Source organism: Pseudoduganella rhizocola, assembly GCF_045984285.3.
Taxonomy (GTDB): domain Bacteria; phylum Pseudomonadota; class Gammaproteobacteria; order Burkholderiales; family Burkholderiaceae_D; genus Rugamonas.
The window spans coordinates 426328-444275 of record NZ_JBJQIK030000001.1 but is presented as its reverse complement, the minus strand read 5'-3'; the positions used below and the strand labels follow the sequence as shown (position 1 = coordinate 444275).

Annotated in this window: 13 protein-coding genes; 7 read left to right on the top strand and 6 right to left on the bottom strand. The window is 64.3% G+C overall.

Translation table 11 applies throughout. The features are described from left to right. The first annotated feature begins 297 nt into the window (after positions 1 to 297). Together ACJRPG_RS02065 and ACJRPG_RS02060 are read left to right on the top strand one after the other, a co-directional pair. Entirely contained in the window at positions 298 to 2148 is a 1851-nt protein-coding gene (locus tag ACJRPG_RS02065; RefSeq protein ID WP_407998383.1) for a glycoside hydrolase family 13 protein, read from the top strand. After that, the gene (locus ACJRPG_RS02060) at positions 2145 to 5390 is read left to right on the top strand and encodes an alpha/beta hydrolase-fold protein (RefSeq protein ID WP_407998382.1); all 3246 of its coding nucleotides are present in this window, start codon (positions 2145 to 2147) and stop codon (positions 5388 to 5390) included. The genes ACJRPG_RS02065 and ACJRPG_RS02060 overlap by 4 nt, the downstream gene beginning before the upstream one ends. Here the strand turns inward: ACJRPG_RS02060 and ACJRPG_RS02055 are convergent. After that, the gene (locus ACJRPG_RS02055; protein ID WP_407998381.1) at positions 5368 to 5814 is read right to left on the bottom strand and encodes a MarR family winged helix-turn-helix transcriptional regulator; all 447 of its coding nucleotides are present in this window, start codon (positions 5812 to 5814) and stop codon (positions 5368 to 5370) included. The two genes, ACJRPG_RS02060 and ACJRPG_RS02055, sit on opposite strands and share 23 nt — an antisense overlap. 81 nt (positions 5815 to 5895) lie before the next feature. Here ACJRPG_RS02055 and ACJRPG_RS02050 point away from each other — a divergent pair, with 81 nt between their 5' ends. Then, positions 5896 to 6309, top strand: coding sequence for a DoxX family protein (locus ACJRPG_RS02050; protein WP_407998380.1), 414 nt, complete (start codon positions 5896 to 5898; stop codon positions 6307 to 6309). Here ACJRPG_RS02050 and ACJRPG_RS02045 read toward each other — a convergent pair. Genes ACJRPG_RS02045 through ACJRPG_RS02035 form a run of 3 tightly spaced genes read right to left on the bottom strand, consistent with a single transcriptional unit; the run spans position 6306 to position 9735 of the window. After that, positions 6306 to 7928 carry a methyl-accepting chemotaxis protein gene (locus tag ACJRPG_RS02045; protein WP_407998379.1) on the bottom strand — a complete coding sequence of 541 codons (1623 nt, stop codon included), beginning with the start codon at positions 7926 to 7928 and terminating at the stop codon, positions 6306 to 6308. The two genes, ACJRPG_RS02050 and ACJRPG_RS02045, sit on opposite strands and share 4 nt — an antisense overlap. 11 nt (positions 7929 to 7939) lie before the next feature. Then, entirely contained in the window at positions 7940 to 8452 is a 513-nt protein-coding gene (locus ACJRPG_RS02040) for a GNAT family N-acetyltransferase (protein ID WP_407998378.1), read from the bottom strand. Continuing rightward, positions 8449 to 9735, bottom strand: a complete 1287-nt coding sequence (locus tag ACJRPG_RS02035) for an amidohydrolase family protein (RefSeq protein ID WP_407998377.1) — start codon at positions 9733 to 9735, stop codon at positions 8449 to 8451. Before ACJRPG_RS02035 ends, ACJRPG_RS02040 begins: the two co-directional genes overlap by 4 nt. Positions 9736 to 9939: 204 nt before the next feature. Here ACJRPG_RS02035 and ACJRPG_RS02030 point away from each other — a divergent pair, with 204 nt between their 5' ends. The 4 genes from ACJRPG_RS02030 to ACJRPG_RS02015 all read left to right on the top strand — a co-directional run bounded on the left by ACJRPG_RS02030 (position 9940) and on the right by ACJRPG_RS02015 (position 16457). Next, complete coding sequence (locus tag ACJRPG_RS02030) at positions 9940 to 10518, top strand: phasin family protein (RefSeq protein ID WP_407998376.1); 579 nt, start codon at positions 9940 to 9942, stop codon at positions 10516 to 10518. A 142-nt stretch (positions 10519 to 10660) separates the two neighbouring features. Further along, on the top strand, positions 10661 to 12412 hold the full coding sequence (locus ACJRPG_RS02025; protein ID WP_407998375.1) for an ABC transporter ATP-binding protein: 1752 nt from the start codon (positions 10661 to 10663) through the stop codon (positions 12410 to 12412). Beyond that, positions 12402 to 14192 (top strand): ABC transporter ATP-binding protein, encoded by a 1791-nt coding sequence (locus ACJRPG_RS02020; RefSeq protein ID WP_407998374.1) that lies wholly within the window; start codon positions 12402 to 12404, stop codon positions 14190 to 14192. Before ACJRPG_RS02025 ends, ACJRPG_RS02020 begins: the two co-directional genes overlap by 11 nt. Before the next feature lie 231 nt (positions 14193 to 14423). Further along, complete coding sequence (locus ACJRPG_RS02015) at positions 14424 to 16457, top strand: tetratricopeptide repeat-containing diguanylate cyclase (protein ID WP_407998373.1); 2034 nt, start codon at positions 14424 to 14426, stop codon at positions 16455 to 16457. Between the two features lie 34 nt (positions 16458 to 16491). On the opposite strand, the gene ACJRPG_RS02010 is transcribed toward ACJRPG_RS02015, so the two are convergent. Both ACJRPG_RS02010 and ACJRPG_RS02005 read right to left on the bottom strand, forming a co-directional pair. Continuing rightward, positions 16492 to 16779, bottom strand: coding sequence for a hypothetical protein (locus tag ACJRPG_RS02010; RefSeq protein ID WP_407998372.1), 288 nt, complete (start codon positions 16777 to 16779; stop codon positions 16492 to 16494). A gap of 95 nt (positions 16780 to 16874) precedes the next feature. Further along, positions 16875 to 17918 carry a S41 family peptidase gene (locus ACJRPG_RS02005; protein ID WP_407998371.1) on the bottom strand — a complete coding sequence of 348 codons (1044 nt, stop codon included), beginning with the start codon at positions 17916 to 17918 and terminating at the stop codon, positions 16875 to 16877. Positions 17919 to 17948 lie beyond the last annotated feature (30 nt).

Below are 17948 nucleotides of genomic sequence, written 5' to 3'. Positions count from 1 at the left end.
ATCGCCTAGTTCAACTACACGGGAATCCAAGGAATTGCGGACGTTCTTGTAGACGTCGTATGGCAATTTTGTACTAAAACTAGATTTGGTGTCAATTAAACTTCGGCCGGACTACGGGAAACTACGTGGTTTCTCAGGGCTTCCCTCTGTGAGAACGGCTGCCACGTTGTATTTAGGCTACACAACCAGTTTGAAGCGCCTGTAGTCGAACTACAGCCATCGCCCTGTGCTCTGGTGTACTATTCCTGCCGAAGCATAAATTTGTAGTCCCGCTACTAATAGAAAAAGGAGACAAGCATGAAACGCATCGCTCTCGCGCTGCTGGCTGCTGCCGCCCTTGCGCCTGCCGCACAGGCGGGCGCCTACCGCATCGAGCATATGGAGCCGGCCTTCTGGTGGAGCGGCATGGCGCACAAGAAGCTGCAGCTGATGGTGCACGGCCCTCGCATCGCCGAGCTGCAGCCAGCGCTGGCCTATCCCGGCGTGCGCATCGAGGCGGTGTCGCGTGTGGCCAACCCCAATTACCTGTTCGTCGACCTGGTGCTGTCCGATACCGCAGCGGCCGGCGAATTCGAGATCAGCTTTACGCGCGACGGCAGGAAGGCGGCCTCCTACCGTTACCGCCTGCTGCAGCGCGAGGCCGGTTCCGCCCAGCGCAAGGGCTTCGGTCCGCAGGACGTGATCTACAACCTGATGCCGGACCGCTTCGCGAACGGCGATCCGTCCAACGACAGCATTGCGCGCATGGCGGACAAGTACGACCGCAAGAACGGCTCCGGGCGCCACGGCGGCGACCTGCGCGGCATGACGCAGGCCCTCGGCTACCTGGCGGATATGGGCTACACCCAGGTGTGGCCTACGCCGCTGGTGGAAAACGATATGCCGGCCTATTCCTACCACGGCTATGCAGCCACCAACCACTACCGCATCGATGAGCGCTACGGCAGCAATGAGGACTACCGCAATTTCGTGTCCCAGGCGCGCGGCAAGGGCATCGGCGTGATCCAGGACGTGGTGCTGAACCATATCGGCAGCAAGCACTGGTGGATGCAGGACATGCCGATGCCGGACTGGATCAGCTACGAAGGCAAGCCGGTAATAACAGAGCATCACCGCAACGCCGTGCAGGATCCTTACGCCAGCAAGGAGGACGCGCGCAACTTCACCGAAGGCTGGTTCAGCAAGGGCATGCCGGATATGAACCAGGCCAATCCCTATGTGGCGAACTACCTGATCCAGAACACGATCTGGTGGATCGAATATGCGGGCCTCTCCGGCCTGCGCATCGATACCTACGGCTATTCGAACAATGCCTTCCTCACCGAATGGTCGCGCCGCGTAATGCAGGAGTATCCGAACCTGAACCTGGTGGGCGAAGAATGGAGCGTTCACGCGCCGGTGGTCGCGCACTGGCAGCGCGGCAAGCAGAATTTCGACGGCTACACATCGTATGTGCCGAGCATGATGGACTTCCCGCTGAACGACGCGCTGCGCAGGGCACTCTCCGATACGGACGGCACGCACAGCTTCAAGGACCTGTATGAGGCGCTGTCCTTCGACTACCTGTATCCCGATCCCGGCAACCTGGTGCTGTTCGAAGGGAACCACGACCTGTCGCGCATCTACAGTGTGGTCAACAGCGATCCGGCCCTGTTCCGCATTGCGATGAGCTACGTGCTGACCGCACCGCGCATTCCACAGCTCTACTACGGCAGCGAAGTGCTGATGACCAGCACCACCAGGGGCCGCGACGACCCTTCCTACCGCCAGGACTTTCCCGGCGGCTGGGCCGGCGACAAGGTGAATGCCTTTACCGGCGAAGGTCTGGACGCGCAGCAGCGCGAAGCGCAGGCTTTCCTGAAGAAGCTGATGAACTGGCGCAAGGGCGCCGGCGTTATCCATCACGGCAAAACCATGCATTACGGGCCGGAGCAGGACAGCTATGTCTTCTTCCGTTACGACGACACGAAGAAGGTCATGGTCGCGCTGAACAGGAACAGCAAGGATGTGACGCTGGCTACCGGCCGTTTCCGTGAAATGCTGGCAGGCGTCAGCAGCGGGCAGGACGTTGTTACCGGCCGGCGCTTCACGCTGCAAGACAAGATCACGCTGCCTGCGCGCAGCGCCCTCATTCTGGAGCTTCAATGAATCAACTGACGAAACTGATGCTGATGGCCGGCCTGCTGTCCGGCGCCGCGCACGCGGCCGAATTCGCGCCGCAGTTCGGCGCATTCGGCAAACAGGAGACGGTCAAATTCGCATCGCCGGATGCCGCCGCGCCGCTGCGTACCTACACGCATTCCACCACCATGAAGCTGCGCGAAGGCGACAGGCAGTCGGTGCAGTACACCGAACGCGCCGACCTGCCCCGCGTGCGCAGCGGGAACCTGGCGTTCGACGCCTTGTTCGCGCTGGCGGGCGAGGAGATGAAGCTGGATTCGGTCTCCGCCATCCGCGACGGCAGCTATAACGGCGGCGAGGCGATTCCCTGCGAATGCTTCGAAACCGGCGAAAGGTGGAACTATGTGTGGACGCGCGACCTGTCCTATGCCGCGAACCTCGGCCTCGGCATGCTGGATCCGCAGCGCGTGCGCAATTCGCTGCTGTTCAAGCTCTCCGGCTACCGCGATGGCGTGAAGAAGCCAGCGCAGGCGGGCGGCAGCGACGACGGCCTGCAAATCATCCAGGACACGGGCAGCGGCGGGAGCTGGCCGGTCAGCACGGACCGTGTGAGCTGGGCGTTCGGCGCGGAAGAAGCCCTGAAGGCGCTGCCTGCGGCCGAACGCGCGGCCTTCGCCATCACCGCGCTGAAGGCGCTCAGCAACACCATCGAGAACGACCGCCTTGCGGCCTTCGACGCCGCCGCCGGCCTGTATAACGGCGAAGAATCCTTCCTCGACTGGCGCGACCAGTCCTATGCCGCCTGGATTCCTGGCGACTTATCCAGCATGGCCTCATCGAAGGCCCTGTCCACCAACGTCGGCCACTACAAGGCGCTGACGCTGGCGGCGCAGCTGGCGCAGGAGCAGGGCGATGCGGCAAAGGCGGAGCGCTACAGCGCCTGGGCCCTGCAGCTCAAGCTGGCCATCAACGCGCGCTTCTGGCTCAAGGATGCAGGCATGTACAGCAGCGTTACGGCCGGCCACTTCGACGGTGCGCCGCTGCACAAGTTCGACTGGCTGGGCCAGTCGCTGGCCATTGTCACCGGCGTGGCGGATGCGGAGCAGGCACGCAGCATTCTCGCGCACTATCCACATGGACCAATGGGCGCGCCCGTCATCTGGCCGCAGCAGCAGGATATGCCGGTCTATCACAACCGTGCGATCTGGCCTTTCGTCACCGCCTACGGCCTGAAGGCGGCCATCATGCACAACAACGTGCTGGTGGCGGATGCCGCCTATGAAACGCTGTTGCGCGGCGCAGCCGTCAGCGTGTCGAATATGGAGAACCTGGAATGGCTGTCCGGCCAGACCATGCTGGAACATCCGGGCAAGGCGGAACTGAACGGGCCGGTGGTGAACTCGCGCCGCCAGCTGTGGTCTGTGGGCGGCTATCTCGGCGCCATCGTCGGCGGGGTGTTCGGCGTTTCCACCACCGATGAGGGCATCAATGTGCGCCCCTTCATCACGGCCAAACTGCGCGGCATGGTATTTAACGGCAGCGACGCCATCACGCTGAGCGGCCTTGCGCTGCAGGGCAAGCGCATCCAGGTCAAGGTGCTGCTGCCCGCCGCGGAAAACAAGCCGGGCCATTTTGCCGTCATGGGCGTAACCCAGAACGGCAAGCCAATCAATATGCCGGCCAAGTGGAGCGAGATTGAAGCCGACAGCCAGATCGAGGTGAAACTCGGCCCGCTGCTGCCCGGCCGCCAGGAAATCGCGCGCGCCACCGCCCCCGTGCTGGAACAGGACAGCGCCGTGTTTGCACCGCACGAGCCGTCCATCGCATCGCTGAAACGCAGCGCCCAGGGCGCCGTGCTGCAGATCGCCAGCACCGATACCCTGGCCACGGCCAAACCTGCACTGCCAGGCCGCGGGCTGGTGGCGTTCAACATCTACCGCGACGGCAAGCTGGTGGCGGAACGTCTGCCGGCAAAGAGCTGGACAGACCGCGGCGCGGCAGGCTTGCGCAACGCCTGCTATGCGGTGGAAGCGGTGTTCACCGACTCCGGCAACCGCAGCCACCACAGCGCGCCGGCCTGCATCGACGCCGGCATCGCCGTTGCCGCCCCGGATGCTGCGGCGCCGGCCAGCGTCCAGGTGGCGCAGGCCGGACGCTACGCGGTGCAGACGCAGTACCGCAACACCGCGCACCAGGTCAACCTCGGCATCACCAACGGCGTGAAATGGCTGCGCGTGCGCGACGCAGCGGGCGCCGTGGCGGCCGAAGGCGTGGTGCAGATGCCGCACTCCCCTGCCGACGCAAAGCAGCCCTCCTGGTCCACGCCGCTGTATGCGGAGCTCAAACCGGGCCGCTACACGCTGGAGCTCAGCGACTTCACCAACATGAGCTACCTGAAGGCGAACGCAAGCTACAAGGATGCGGGCGGCGTGTCCGGCCCGCGCAACGACTTCACCCTGCAGGGCTACCGCCTGATGCCGCTGGCGGCAGTGCCGGCTGCGGCGCCGCAGAACGGCAGGGTCGAAATCATTGACGGCTTCAAGTCGCCGCAGCTGAATAATGAGCGCAAGCTGCGCGTCTACCTGCCGCCAGGCTATGCGGCCAATCCGGCCAAACGCTATCCGGTGCTCTACATGCACGACGGCCAGAACCTGTTCGACGCGAAGAGCGCCGCCTACGGCACGGAGTGGAATATCGACGAGGTGATGGACCGCCTGATCCGCAATGGCGAGATGCAGGAAGCGATTGTGGTCGGCATCGACAACACGCCGGACCGCATGAACGAATACACGCCCTGCTGCGATCTCTACATCGGGGGCGGCAAGCTGGATGACTACGCGCGCTTTATCGTGGATACCGTGAAGCCATGGGCGGACAAGCAGTACCGCACCCTGCCCGGCCGCGAGCACACCGCCATCATGGGCTCATCGCTGGGCGGCATCGCTTCGGTCTACATTGCGCAGCGCTATCCGCAGGTGTTCTCCAAGGCGGGCGGCGTATCCAGTTCCTTCTGGTGGAACCAGCGCAGCTTTGTGCTGAATCCGCCGCCGCACCTGCCGGTGCAGCTCTACATCGATGCCGGCACCGGCTACGACGGCGTGGAAGATACGCAGGCCTTCCGCGATGCGATACTGAGGCAAGGCTACCGCGAAGGCAAGGATCTGTACTATCACGAGGACGTCGGCGGCATCCACAACGAGCAGGCCTGGGCCAGCCGCGTGAAACTGCCGCTGGCATGGTTCTTCCCTAAGAACGCGCCGAAGCAATAAGCTTGCGCAGCGCGCTGCCCAGCACGCGCTGCTCCTCTCCCGAAAGCTGTGCGTCGTACAGCTCCCCGATGGCCGCCGAATAGAGCGGCCACATTTTTTTGCGCAGCGCCTTTCCCTCGGCCGTCAGCACGGCAAAGGCGCCGCGCCGGTCGCTTGGATCGGGCTCGCGCACCAGCAGCCCGGCCGCCATCAGGCGGTCCGCCAGGCGCGTGAGGTTGCTGCGGGTGAGCACCACGTAGTGCGCCAGCTCGTGCATGCGCAGCCTGTGGCCTTCCGCGCGCTCCAGCGCCCACAGCACGTCATACCAGCCCAGCGGCGGCAGGCCCGCCCCGGACAGCCTTTGCTCGATCTTCTCCGTCAGCAGCGCATGCGCCGTGAGGAACTGGGGCCAGGACGATTCAGCTTCAGCACTTTTTTTCATCATCAAATTTTAGTTGCAATTGCAATGATCTGCAACTAGAATGCGATTTAGTTGCAAATGCAACGATTTTTAAAGGATCGAATCATGCAAAAGATGGTCAACGGCCGGCAGGAGCTGGCGGCCGCGCTGCTGCGCATAAGCCTGGGCACGATGTGGATCGCCCACGCGCTGTTGAAGATAATGGTGTTTACGCTGGCGGGAACGGCGCAGTTCTTTGCGTCGCAAGGGCTGCCTGGATGGCTGGCTTACCCCGTGGCGGCAGCCGAACTGGCAGGCGGCGCGGCGCTGCTGGCCGGTTTCCACGGGCGGCTGGCGTCATTGCTGCTGCTGCCGGTACTGGCGGGCGCGCTGTTTGTGCATGCCGGGAACGGCTGGGTATTCACCGCCACCGGCGGCGGCTGGGAATATCCCCTCTTCCTGATGCTGATGTCGCTGGTGCACGCCATGCTGGGCGACGGCGCCTTTGCGGCGCGCCGCCCGGCATTGGCGCAGGCCTAGGCGGCGAGCGCGGGACGGTGCCGCGCCGCCATGCGCGGCTCATGCTGGTCTTCGTGCAGCTTGAAGATCGATACCGCCTCGGCCAGCGCCCTTGCCTGCTGCTGCAGCGCGTCCGCCGCGGCGGCGGCCTGTTCCACCAGCGCGGCATTCTGCTGGGTCACGGAATCCATCTGGCTGATCGCCGTGCTGATTTGCTCGATGCCTTCCTGCTGCTCGCTGGTCGCGGTCGCAATCTCGCCGACGATGGCCGTCACCTGCTGCACGCTGCTTACTACCTCGTCCATCGTCACGCCAGCCTGTCCCACCAGCCGCGTGCCGGTTTCCACACGCTGGACGGAGACCCCGATCAGTTCCTTGATTTCCTTTGCGGCGGCTGCCGAGCGGTGGGCGAGGTTGCGCACTTCGCTCGCCACCACGGCAAAGCCCCGTCCCTGCTCGCCGGCCCGCGCTGCTTCGACCGCCGCATTCAGGGCCAGGATATTGGTCTGGAAGGCGATGCCGTCGATCACGCCGATGATGTCGGAAATCTTGTGCGATGAGTCGTTGATGGCTTCCATGGTCCGCACCATCTCGGACACGGCAACGCCGCCGCGCGACGCCACCTGGGACGCGGCGCCCGCCAGCCGGCTCGCTTCATGGGCGTTATCGCTGTTGTGGCGCACAGTGCTGGTGAGCTCCACCATTGACGATGCGGTTTCCTCCAGCGAGCTTGCCTGCTCCTCCGTGCGCGACGACAGGTCCATATTTCCGCTGGCGATTTCCGTCGAAGCGCCCGCAATCTGGTGCGTGCCGCTGCGCACGCGGCCCACGATGCTGGACAGGTTGTCGCTCATCTGCTTGAGCGCCGTCAGCAGCTCGCCGACTTCGTCCTTTGAGCGCACGTCCACATTGCAGCGCAAATCGCCCGATGCCACGGTCTTCGCAATGCCGATTGCCTGCGTCAGCGGCCCCGTGATGCCGCGCACCAGCCACACCACGATGGCAGATCCCAGCAACAGCGTCGCCGCCAGCATGATGCCCAGCGAAATCGTGGCGCTGCGGTTGGCCGCTTCGTTATCTTCGCGTACTTCCACCATGAGCTTGCGCGACTGCTCGCCGATATAGCTGACGATATCGTCGATCTGCTTGGTAGGCGCACGGTCCATGCCCTTCACCAGGCCGTCGACTGTTTTCGCACTGTCCGGATTCGCGGAATCGTATTGTCTGAGCGCCTGCAGATAGTTGCGCCCCAGTTCCTCGTGCATGCGCAGCGCCTGGTCCACCTGCGCGGTCTGCAGCTTCAGGCGCTCCATCAGGGTGCGCAGCTGCTGCAGTTCCTGCTGCGTTTTCGCGCCGCTTTTCTGGAAGGCCTCGGTATACCGCGCCAGCAAGGCCGGATCGCCGCCGCGCAGCAGGATGTTCTTCCACTCCTGCACCTGGATCTTGAATTCGACCTGCGAACTGCGTGCCGCATCCACCGCCATCGTCAAGGTGGCGGAACGCTCCATGCCCGCCTCATTGCGCTCCTTGATGAACTTCAGCGCGCTCCAGCCCTGGTGGCCGACCATCAGCACGGCCAACAAAAAGAATGCTCCCAGCAGCGCCAGCCTGATGCCAATCTTGAGATCGGAAAATTTCATGACACTCCCCTTCAAAAGGTGATGCTGTAGAGGTTCGTGCCGGGGTCCGTGTCGTTGGTGTGAATGATGCGCACGAATCTCAGTCCGAGCTTCTGCAGCAAATAATTGGACGCCTCGTTCTGCGGCGAGGTAATTCCCAGCAGCCTTTCCAGGCCGATTGTGTCGCGTGCGTAGGCCAGTACCGCGGCCGCCGCTTCGTAGGTATAGCCCTGCCCGGCAAAGCGCGGCAGGATGGCATAGCCGATATCGGTGTCCGGCAGCGTGTCGCGCTTGATCAGGCCACATAGCCCGAGCCGTTCGCCGTCGGCGCGGCGCTCCACCAGGTAGAGCGAGTAGCCGAGGCGCTGCTGCATCGCCATCGGACCGCTGCGGATATTGTCTTCCGCCCCTTCCAGCGTGCGGATGCCCTTGTCGCCGATGTTGGCGATCCATGTCGGGTCGTTGATCAGCTCCAGGTAGAAAGGCGCATCCTGCGGACCGATGGTGCGCAGGGTCAGGCGGGGCGTGGCAAGAATGGCGCTCATGCAGGCACCTTGCGCTGCAGGCGGAAGTTCACCTGTGCGGGCCGGCCGGGCAGCGCCAGCCGCGCAGCAGCGCGCGGCGATTCGGCCACCACGCGGCCGCGCCGCATCACCATGCGGCGCGCGGCACGCAGGCGGATCGCTTCCACCGGGCTGCCCGCATCGAGCAGCACCAGGTCGGCGTTGCAGCCTTCGGCAATGCCGTAGCCTTCCAGCCCGAGGATGCGGGCCGGCGTGCTGGTGACTGCGTCGAAGCAGGCCAGCATGGCCTGCTGGCCCGTCATCTGCGCAACATGCAGCCCCATATGGGCGACTTCGAGCATGTCGCCGGAGCCCAGGCTGTACCAGGGGTCCATCACGCAGTCGTGGCCGAAGGCCACATCGACGCCGGCGGCCATCAGCTCCGGCACGCGGGTCATGCCGCGCCGTTTGGGGTAAGTGTCGTGCCGCCCCTGCAGGGTAATGTTGATCAGCGGGTTGGCGATGGCGGCCACGCCCGCCTCGCGGATCAGCGGCAGCAGTTTGCTCACATAGTAATTGTCCATCGAGTGCATGGAGGTGAGGTGTGAGCCCGCCACGCGGCCATGCAGGCCAAGGCGGTTGCACTCGCTGGCCAGGGTTTCGATGTGGCGCGACAGCGGGTCGTCCGACTCGTCGCAGTGCATGTCCACACGCAGGCCCTTGTCCGCGGCGAACTCGCACAGCAGGCGCACCGACTCGGCGCCATCGGCCATGGTGCGTTCGAAATGCGGGATGCCGCCCACCACGTCGACACCCATCGCGATCGCGCGCTTCAGATTGTCGAAAGCGCCGGGGCTGCGCAGCAGTCCGTCCTGCGGGAAGGCCACCAGCTGCATGTCGAGGTAAGGCGCTACACGGCGTTTCACTTCCAGCAGCGCCTCCACCGCCAGCAGGCGCTCGTCGCACACGTCCACATGGGTGCGGATCGCGAGCAGGCCGCGCGCCACCGCCCAGTCGCAATACTGCAGCGCGCGCTCCACCAGCGCTTCCTGGCTCAGTTCCGGCTTCAGTTCGCCCCACAGGGCAATGCCTTCCAGCAGCGTGCCGGACCGGTTCACGCGCGGCAGGCCGTAGCTGAGCGTTGCATCCATGTGGAAATGGGCATCCACGAAGGGCGGCGTGAGCAGATCGCCGTCGGCATCGATCTGCAAGGCCGCCTGCACCGGCAGCGCGGGGCCGATGGCGGCGATCCGTCCTGCTGCAATGGCAACGTCGATGCCCTGCCTGCCGTCGGGGAGCGTGGCGTTACGGATCACTGCGTCCATCGGTATCGTCTCCGCTTGATTTGTTAAGCGATTGTAGGCACCGCCGGCCATTTCCCGCAATGGGAAAGACATCATGATAAAACGCAATGTTGCACTGCATTAATTATGTTATGCCGCGAACGAAAACTGCTTTCCTTCCCTTCGCTTCATGGCTAGAATAAACTTATTGCATCGCACCATTTTCAACCCTCTGCAGGAGAAATTATGTTCCCTATTCCGGAGCAGTTGTCCCAGGCCGCGAAATCGCAGCTTGAAACGCAGTTGAATATCCTCAACAGCTTCGCCAGCAAGGCTTTCGAAGGCGCCCAGAAAGTCATCGCGCTGAACGTCAGCACGGCGCGCGCGTCCGTCGAACAGGGCACCGATGCCGTACAGCAACTGCTGGGCGCCAGGGATACCAGCGAGTTCATCAGCCTGAGCGCCGCGCAGGCGCCATCGCTGGACAAGGTGCTGGCCTATGGCCGTGAACTGTTCAGCATCGCCAGCCAGACCCAGGCCGAATTGCTGCAAACCGCCAAGGCCCAGCTGGGCGCGGCCCGCGCCGCCGCTGAAACGGTCCGGCCTGCTGCGCTGCAGGCGCCCGCCGAAACGGCCGCGCTGGTGGTGGAAGCAGCCAGGCCTGCCGCCGACCCGGTGGCCGATGCGGCAGCTGCCGCCGCTGCAGCCATCGCCGCCCCGGTGGAAGCTGCGTCCAGACCGGTGAAAGCCAAACCCGCTGCCGTCGCCAAGGCGGTTTCGGAGGCGGTTGCCGCTGTGCCGGTGAGCGCCAAAGCCAAGAAATAGCGGCTGTTTTCGTCATTCCCGCGCAGGCGGGAATCCAGGAGGGAGCCTGGGGCTGATCACCTGGATTCCCGCCTGCGCGGCGGACCGCCGAAGGGGAATGACGTATTGATGTATCCTAGCGGGCTCACTGCAAGGATATGTCATGAGTTTATCGAGGCTGATTGGCGGCTTCGTACGTTCGCACTGGCGCGCGTACGCCGCAGCAGGCGTGATGCTGGCCGGTGTCGCCGTTATCGCTATCTGGATTCCCCGCAAGATCGGTTCCATGGTCGACGGCCTCGCGGCCAACCGGCTCAGCGGCGACGAGCTGCTGACCGGGGTCGCGGCCCTGCTGCTGGTCGGCCTGCTCAATTACGGCCTGCGCGTGGCCTGGCGCATCCGGCTCTATTCCGCCGCCTACCAGCTGGGCGTGGAGCTGCGCACCCGCTTCTACCGCCGCCTGTCGCGCCAGGGCCCGGCCTTCTACCAGAAACAGCGCACCGGCGACCTGATGGCGCTGGCCACCAACGATATCGACGCCATCGAGATGGCCGCCGGCGAAGCCGCGCTGGCCGGTTTCGACGGCACCCTCACCCTGGTGCTGGTGCTGGCCATGATGCTGCTGGGCGTGGACTGGCGCCTGGCGCTGGTATCGCTGCTGCCCTTCCCCATCATGGCTTACGCCTTCTGGCGCATCTCCACCAATATCCACACCGCGTCGGCCGACGCGCTGAAGCGTTTCAGCTCCCTCAACGAGCATGTGCAGGAAACGCTGTCCGGCGTGCGCACCTTGCGCACCCTCGGCCTGGAACAGCGCAGCAGCAAGCGCTTCTCCGAGCTGGCAGGTGACGCGGCCCAGGCCAACCTGAACGCGCAGCGCTGGGAAGCGGCCTATGAGCCGGCGTTCGGCCTGACCCTGTCGGCAGCGGCCGTGCTGTCGCTGGGCTATGGCGGCTACCTGGTGTGGACCAATGAGCTGTCCATCGGTGCGCTGACCAGTTTCAGCATGTACCTTGGCCTGCTGATCTGGCCCATGTTCGCTGCAGGATGGGTGATGTCCCTGATCGAACGCGGCCGCGCCGCGTGGGCGCGCCTGCAGCCCATGCTGGACGAGCCGCTGTCCATCGACGACCACGGCACGCTCGCCACGCTGCAGCCGGGCGAGCTGGTGCTGCGCGACGTCTCGGTCAGCTATCCGGGCCAGACAGCGCTTGCGTTGAGCGGCCTGTCGCTGACGGTGCAGCCGGGCCAGACCATCGGCCTGGTTGGCCCTACCGGCGCCGGCAAATCGACCTTGCTGCGCGTGCTGCTGCGCCAGCTCACGCCGCAGCAGGGCGAGGTGCGCTGGGGCGGCCACGCGCTGGAAGAATACAAGCTGGCGGCGCTGCGCGATGCCATCAGCTGGGTGCCCCAGGAGTCCTTCCTGTTCTCGGCCAGCATTGCGGAGAACATTGCCCTGGCGCGGCCGGAAGCCAGCCGGCAGGAGGTGGAGCACGCGGCGGACCTGGCGGCGATCCACGACGATATCCTGCTGTTCCCGCAGGCTTACGAGACCGAAGTGGGCGAACGCGGCATCACCCTGTCCGGCGGCCAGCGCCAGCGCGTGGCGATTGCACGCGCCCTGCTGTCCGACAACGAGCTGCTGCTGCTGGACGATGCGCTGTCCGCCGTGGATACCGGCACCGAAACGCGCATCCTGGAACACCTGGAAGAACTGCGCCGCGCCCATCCCGGCCGCAGCGCCATCATCGCCAGCCACCGCCTGAGCGCCGTGGTGGATGCCGACCATATCGTGGTGCTGCGCGACGGCCGCATCAGCGAAGCCGGCACGCACGAGGAACTGCTCGCGCTGAACGGCTGGTACGCCAGCCAGTGGCGCTATCAACAACTGGAGGCCAGCCTGGATGCAGCCTGAGAACCAAGACAAGCGGGGCGCCGCCAGGCGCTCATGGCGCCTGCTGTACAGCGTTACGCAACCCGATATCCGCCACCTGTACTGGGCCTTCCTGTGGCTGGTGTGCGCGGCCGGACTCGAAGTGCTTGGCCCGCTGCTCGGCAAGAGGCTGATCGACGAACATATCCTGCCGCGCAATCTGGACTGGCCGCATATCTGGCTGCTGCTGGGCGGCGTGCTGCTCACCGGCTGGGCCTCCACCATTTTGCGCTATATGCAGCTGGTGCGCCTGTCCGGCCTGGCCATGCGCTCGGTGCAGCGCCTGCGCGAGCGCGTGTACGGCCACGTGCTGCGCCTGCCCATGGCCTTCTTCGACCGCGCCATCACGGGCCAGCTGGTGTCGCGCGTCACCAATGACACGGAAGCCGTCAAGGGCCTGTACATCCAGGTGCTGTTCGTCATCCTCGACAATTCGATCGTGCTGGTCGGCATGGTGTGCGCCATGGCCTGGCTGGACTGGCGCCTGATGCTGATCGTGGTGGCCCTGCTGCCCTGCGTGCTGCTGATCGTGTTCATGTACCAGCGCCTGAGCGCCCCGGCTGTCACCAGGGCGCGCCAGCTGCGCAGCGAGATCAATGCGCAGATGGCGGAGTCCATCGGCGGCATGAGCGTGCTGCAGGCGAACAATGCGGGCGAGCGCTTCACCGAACGGTTTGCGAAGACCAACCAGCAGCAGTATGTGCAGCGCGTGGCAGAGATCAAGGCCAATGCCTGGCTGCTGCGCCCCGCGCTTGACCTGCTGAACGTGATGCTGCTGGCGGGCGTGATCTTCGCCTTCGGCCAGCGCACCATGAGCGCGGTGGAAGTGGGCGTGCTGTATGCCTTCATCAACTACATCGCGCGCGTGGTGGAGCCGCTGATCCAGATCACCATGCAATTCAGCCAGCTGCAGCAGTCGGTGATTGCGACCACGCGCGTGGCCACGCTGCTGGACGAAGAAGACGCGCAGGAACATCGCCGCAAGGCCGGCGTGGCTGCGCTGCCGGCCGCCGCCAGCAACGATGCGGCCACGCCGGCCATCGCCATCAGCCACCTGAACTTCGAATACATCGCAGGCCAGCGCGTGCTGCACGACCTGTCGCTGGCCATCCCGCACGGCACCTTCCTCGGCATCGTCGGCCACACCGGCAGCGGCAAATCCACGCTGCTGTCGCTGCTGCTGCGCTACTATCCGGCGCCGCACGGCAGCATCCTGATGAACGGCCGCCCGCTGGACGACATCGACACCGAGCAGTTCCGCAGCGAAGTCGGCCTGGTGCCGCAGGATCCCTTCCTGCTGGCCGCCTCAGCCTACGAGAACATCGACATGGGCCGCGGCCTGCCGCAGGAACGCATTGAAGCGGCGGCACGCGCTGCCCATGCCCACGACTTCATCCTCGCGCTGGAAGACGGCTACAACACCCTGCTGGGCGAAGGCGGCTCGCGCCTGTCCTCCGGCCAGAAGCAGCTGATCGCGATTGCACGCGCGCTGGCGGGCCAGCCGAGCATCCTGCTGATGGATGAAGCCACCTCCCGTATCGACAGCGCCACCGAGCAGATCGTGCAGCGCGCGATGGACGAACTGCGTGGCCGCGTGACCATTATCGCCATCGCCCACCGCCTCTCCACCATTCGCGATGCCGACCGCATCGTCGTGCTCAATCACGGCCGCATCGATGAATCGGGCACGCACGATGAACTGATGCAGATTAACCAGGGCTTGTACCAGCGCCTGTACCAGCTGCAGCAATTGGCGGCCTGAAGCGCGCGGAAAGCTGGCTAATAAACAATTGAGTAGCGAAGAATTCACGGAAAGCCACGAAAAACTGTGCGTTTTTAGGGAAAATCTGGGACCAGGCGGGACTTTCTGATCTGCAACGGCATATAATTTCCGGGACATTGCAGCGGAAGGAAGCTCCAGTTGGCAGGCAAACCGGTTTCAGGAATCTCGCGGGGCATTCGGTTGCTGGCGGCGGCCTGCATCCTTGCGCCCATGCTCGCGTTCGCGCAAACAACGCTGGACCGGGAACTCTCCTCGATCAGCGAACAGGTCCGCTTCATGCCGGACCAGGCGCTGACCCGTCTCCAGAAAATCGACGCCGAAGCACGCTCCGCCTCGCCGGCCGTCTACGGCGAATACCTGGTCCAGGTGGCCTATGCCTGGCGCGGCATCAATTCCTTCGAACGCTCGCTGCAGGCTGCAGATGAGCTGATCTCCTTCGCGCGGGCCGGCAAGGACAATGTGCTGCTGGCGAAAGGCATGCTGGCCCGGGCTTACACGCTGTCCAGGATGAGCGAGCACAAAGCCTCGCACCAGCTGGCATTCGAGGCCGAACGCATCGCCAACGCCACCAATGACCTGGCGCTGCGCGTGCAGGCCACCATTACCTCCGGCCAGAGCTACGCAGAACAGGGTAACTTCCCGAACGCGCTGCCCAAGCTGCAGCATGCGGTGGACCTCGCGCGCGGCATCGAATCCGACCTCACGCCATTGGCCAGCGCCCTGAACGCGCTGGTGCAGATCTATGTGCAGCTCAAGGAGTACGACAAGGGCTGGGCGGTACAGGAAGAATCCATGCAGGTGGTGCGCAAGCTGCAGTCGCCGGGGCGCATGGCATTGGCCCTGACCACCGAATACGGCCTGGCCATCGACACGCACCAGACCGACCGCGCCATGCGCGCATTGCTGAACAACCTGGAAGTGGTGCGCAAGCTGGGCGCGCAGCGCATGGTGGCCACCACGCTTGTGAACCTGTCCGATATCTACCTCAAGAAGGGCGACTATCCGCGCGCCCTGCGCTTCGGCACCGAGTCGCTGAACGCCGCCCTCTCGCTGCACGATACCCACACCGAGGCGACGGCGCGCATCAATATCGGCCAGGCCTATCTCGGCATGGGCCGCGTGGCCGACGGCAAGAAGAGTTTCGAACTGGGCCTGGCCACCTACGAGAAACTGGGCGACAAGCCCGAACTGCAGATCATTCTCTCGGAATACGGCTCCTCCCTGGAACGTGCGGGCGACCACGTAGCCGCCATCGCCGCCTATCACCGCGAGCGCAAGCTGTCGAACGAACTGTTCGAGGACGAGCGGCGCAAGGCCGTGCTGGAGCTGCAGGAAAAGTATGAAGCCGAAAAGAAGCAGCGCCAGATCGACCAGCTGAGCCACGAAAACCTGGTGAAAGGCGCGGAGCTGGATAACCGCCGCCTGCAGCAGCGTGTGTGGTGGCTGCTGGCCGTGGTGTTCGCCCTGGTCGCCGTCATCGTCGGCCTGCTGTACCGCAAGGTGCGCCAGGCCAATGCGCAGCTGGAGGTGAAGAACCTGGAGCTCAAGCAGCAAAGTTCGCTGGACCCGCTCACCTCCCTCTACAACCGGCGCCACTTCCAGGAATTCATGCGTGCCCACAATGTGGTGGAGCGCCGCGGCGGCGACGATATGGTGGGCGCCCTGTTCCTGCTGGACGTGGACCACTTCAAGCACATCAACGATACCCACGGCCACGCCGCAGGCGATGCGGTGCTGAAGATGATTGCGGCGCAGCTGCGCATTGCGCTGCGCGAGACCGACATGATCGTGCGCTGGGGCGGCGAGGAATTCCTCGCCTTCCTGCCGGCGATTCCGCGTTCGGGACTGGAAGAAGTGGCGCGCCGCATCCTCTACAGCATCTCTTCGCAGTCGCTGGAGTATCACGGTTCCCAGATCAATGTGAACGTATCGGTCGGCTTCGCGCCCTTCCCGCTGATTCCGGTGAACACGCCGCTGCCATGGGAGCGCGCCGTGAACCTGGTGGACATGGCGCTGTACCTGGCCAAGGCGCACGGCCGCAACCGGGCGTATGGCGTGCATGGCTTCTCGAACTTCAGCCAGACCACGATGGAGCATATTGAGCAGGACCTGGAGCGCGCCTGGCGCGAAGGCTTCGTGGACCTGAGCGTTGTGCTGGGCGGCGCGCCCGGCGTGCCCCCCCCGGCCGCCGATGCGCACAGCAACGTCGTCCCGCTCAAGGCGCCGCGCAAGGCCGGCAACTAGCTTACCCAGTCCGGTGCGCGGCGTGCCCGGCTCCTTACTTCGCCTTCTTCGCTTCTTCCTCGGCGCGCGCCTCGCGTGCCGACTCCTGCACCTTCTCGCCGGCTTTCTCCAGCTTTTCGCCGATCACTTCCGCCGCCTTGTTGATATTGCGTTCGGCGTGCGTGGCCGCCTTGTCCAGCTCCACTGCGGCCTTCGCCGTGGCCTGGTCGATTTCGCGCCCGGCCCGTTCGGCCGGGCCTTCGTTCAGGCGTTTTTCCTCTTCCTTATGGCAGCCGGCCAGCGCAAGGCCGAGCAGCACGGCGCCGATGATGTGCTTTTGCATGCGGACTCCCTCCAAAAAAATTGCCATTCAGCATAGCAAAAACTTGCGGGAGGGCGCGCTGCGCTGGATCCGGCGGCTCGTAACCACCTCAGGTTTTAGCGCCCCGTAGCAACACGTGGTGCGCCGCCCTTAAGTTGCCGCTGCATCAAATCTTTGGCCGCCGCGAGTGCATCGTCAACTTTTGCCGCAACATCCGGGGCGACTCCCACGCCCTCCCAGTTTGTATGGGTGATTGGGCTGATCGAACGCCTGCTCGGGATAAATGCAACAAAATGCTCGCCGAGGCGATAGGGGCGCGAAGCGTTAGCACCGCCCCAGGTGCGTTCGCCAATCACGGTGGCGCGTTTCAGGGCCTGCATCTGGTACGCAAATGACTCGGCGGCGGACTTCGTGTTGGGTCCTGCCAGGATGAGGACCGGCTTCTTGCCGCCATAGCGTTTGCCGTCAAGCTTATCCTGCGTCCAATACTGCGTGGTGATGCCGGTCGCACGTTCCCAGGTGTCGTTGAGGCGCGTACGCCCGTCAACGAAATAGCTGATCAACAGCGACACTGAGTCGCCCCCGCCACCGCCGTTGTTGCGCAGATCGATGATGAGGCCATCGGTGTCAGCGAGTTCATTCATCGCGGCGGCGAACTTGTCGGCCACGAGGAAAACCGGCGCGAAGGAGGAAATCTGCAGGTAGCCAACATCAGGGCTGAGGTGCTCGACCTTTTCCACGCCCAGGTTTGATGCGCGGACCCTTTCAAGCACGGCAGGCGGCACCTGTTTTTCCCACTCCGCCCGCGTCTGGGGTGGCGGCGGTACTGCATCATCTGGCGGCACGGGGCGGGCGCTGGCATTTACCGACAGATGCCTGTCATGTATCACGCCGTCAATGTCATCCGACAGCTGTTCGGCCAGCTGCTTGCCGTCCGTGATTCCATCGTACTTGCCCTCGCGCTGGTGCTGGCGCAAGACGGCTTCGGCCTGTTTGGCTTTGTCCGGAAAAACGTAGTCGGAATTCAGTTTGGCGATCAGCGTATCGATGACCTCCGACCGGGTCACCCGATCGAGCTCCATTGCCGGCGGCGTGCCTGCGATTGCCCCCGCCACGGCCAGAGATGACAAAGAGAGTGTGGCCATCCATTTCTTTTTCATTCTTTTCCTTTCACATCAGTTTGTGGAACG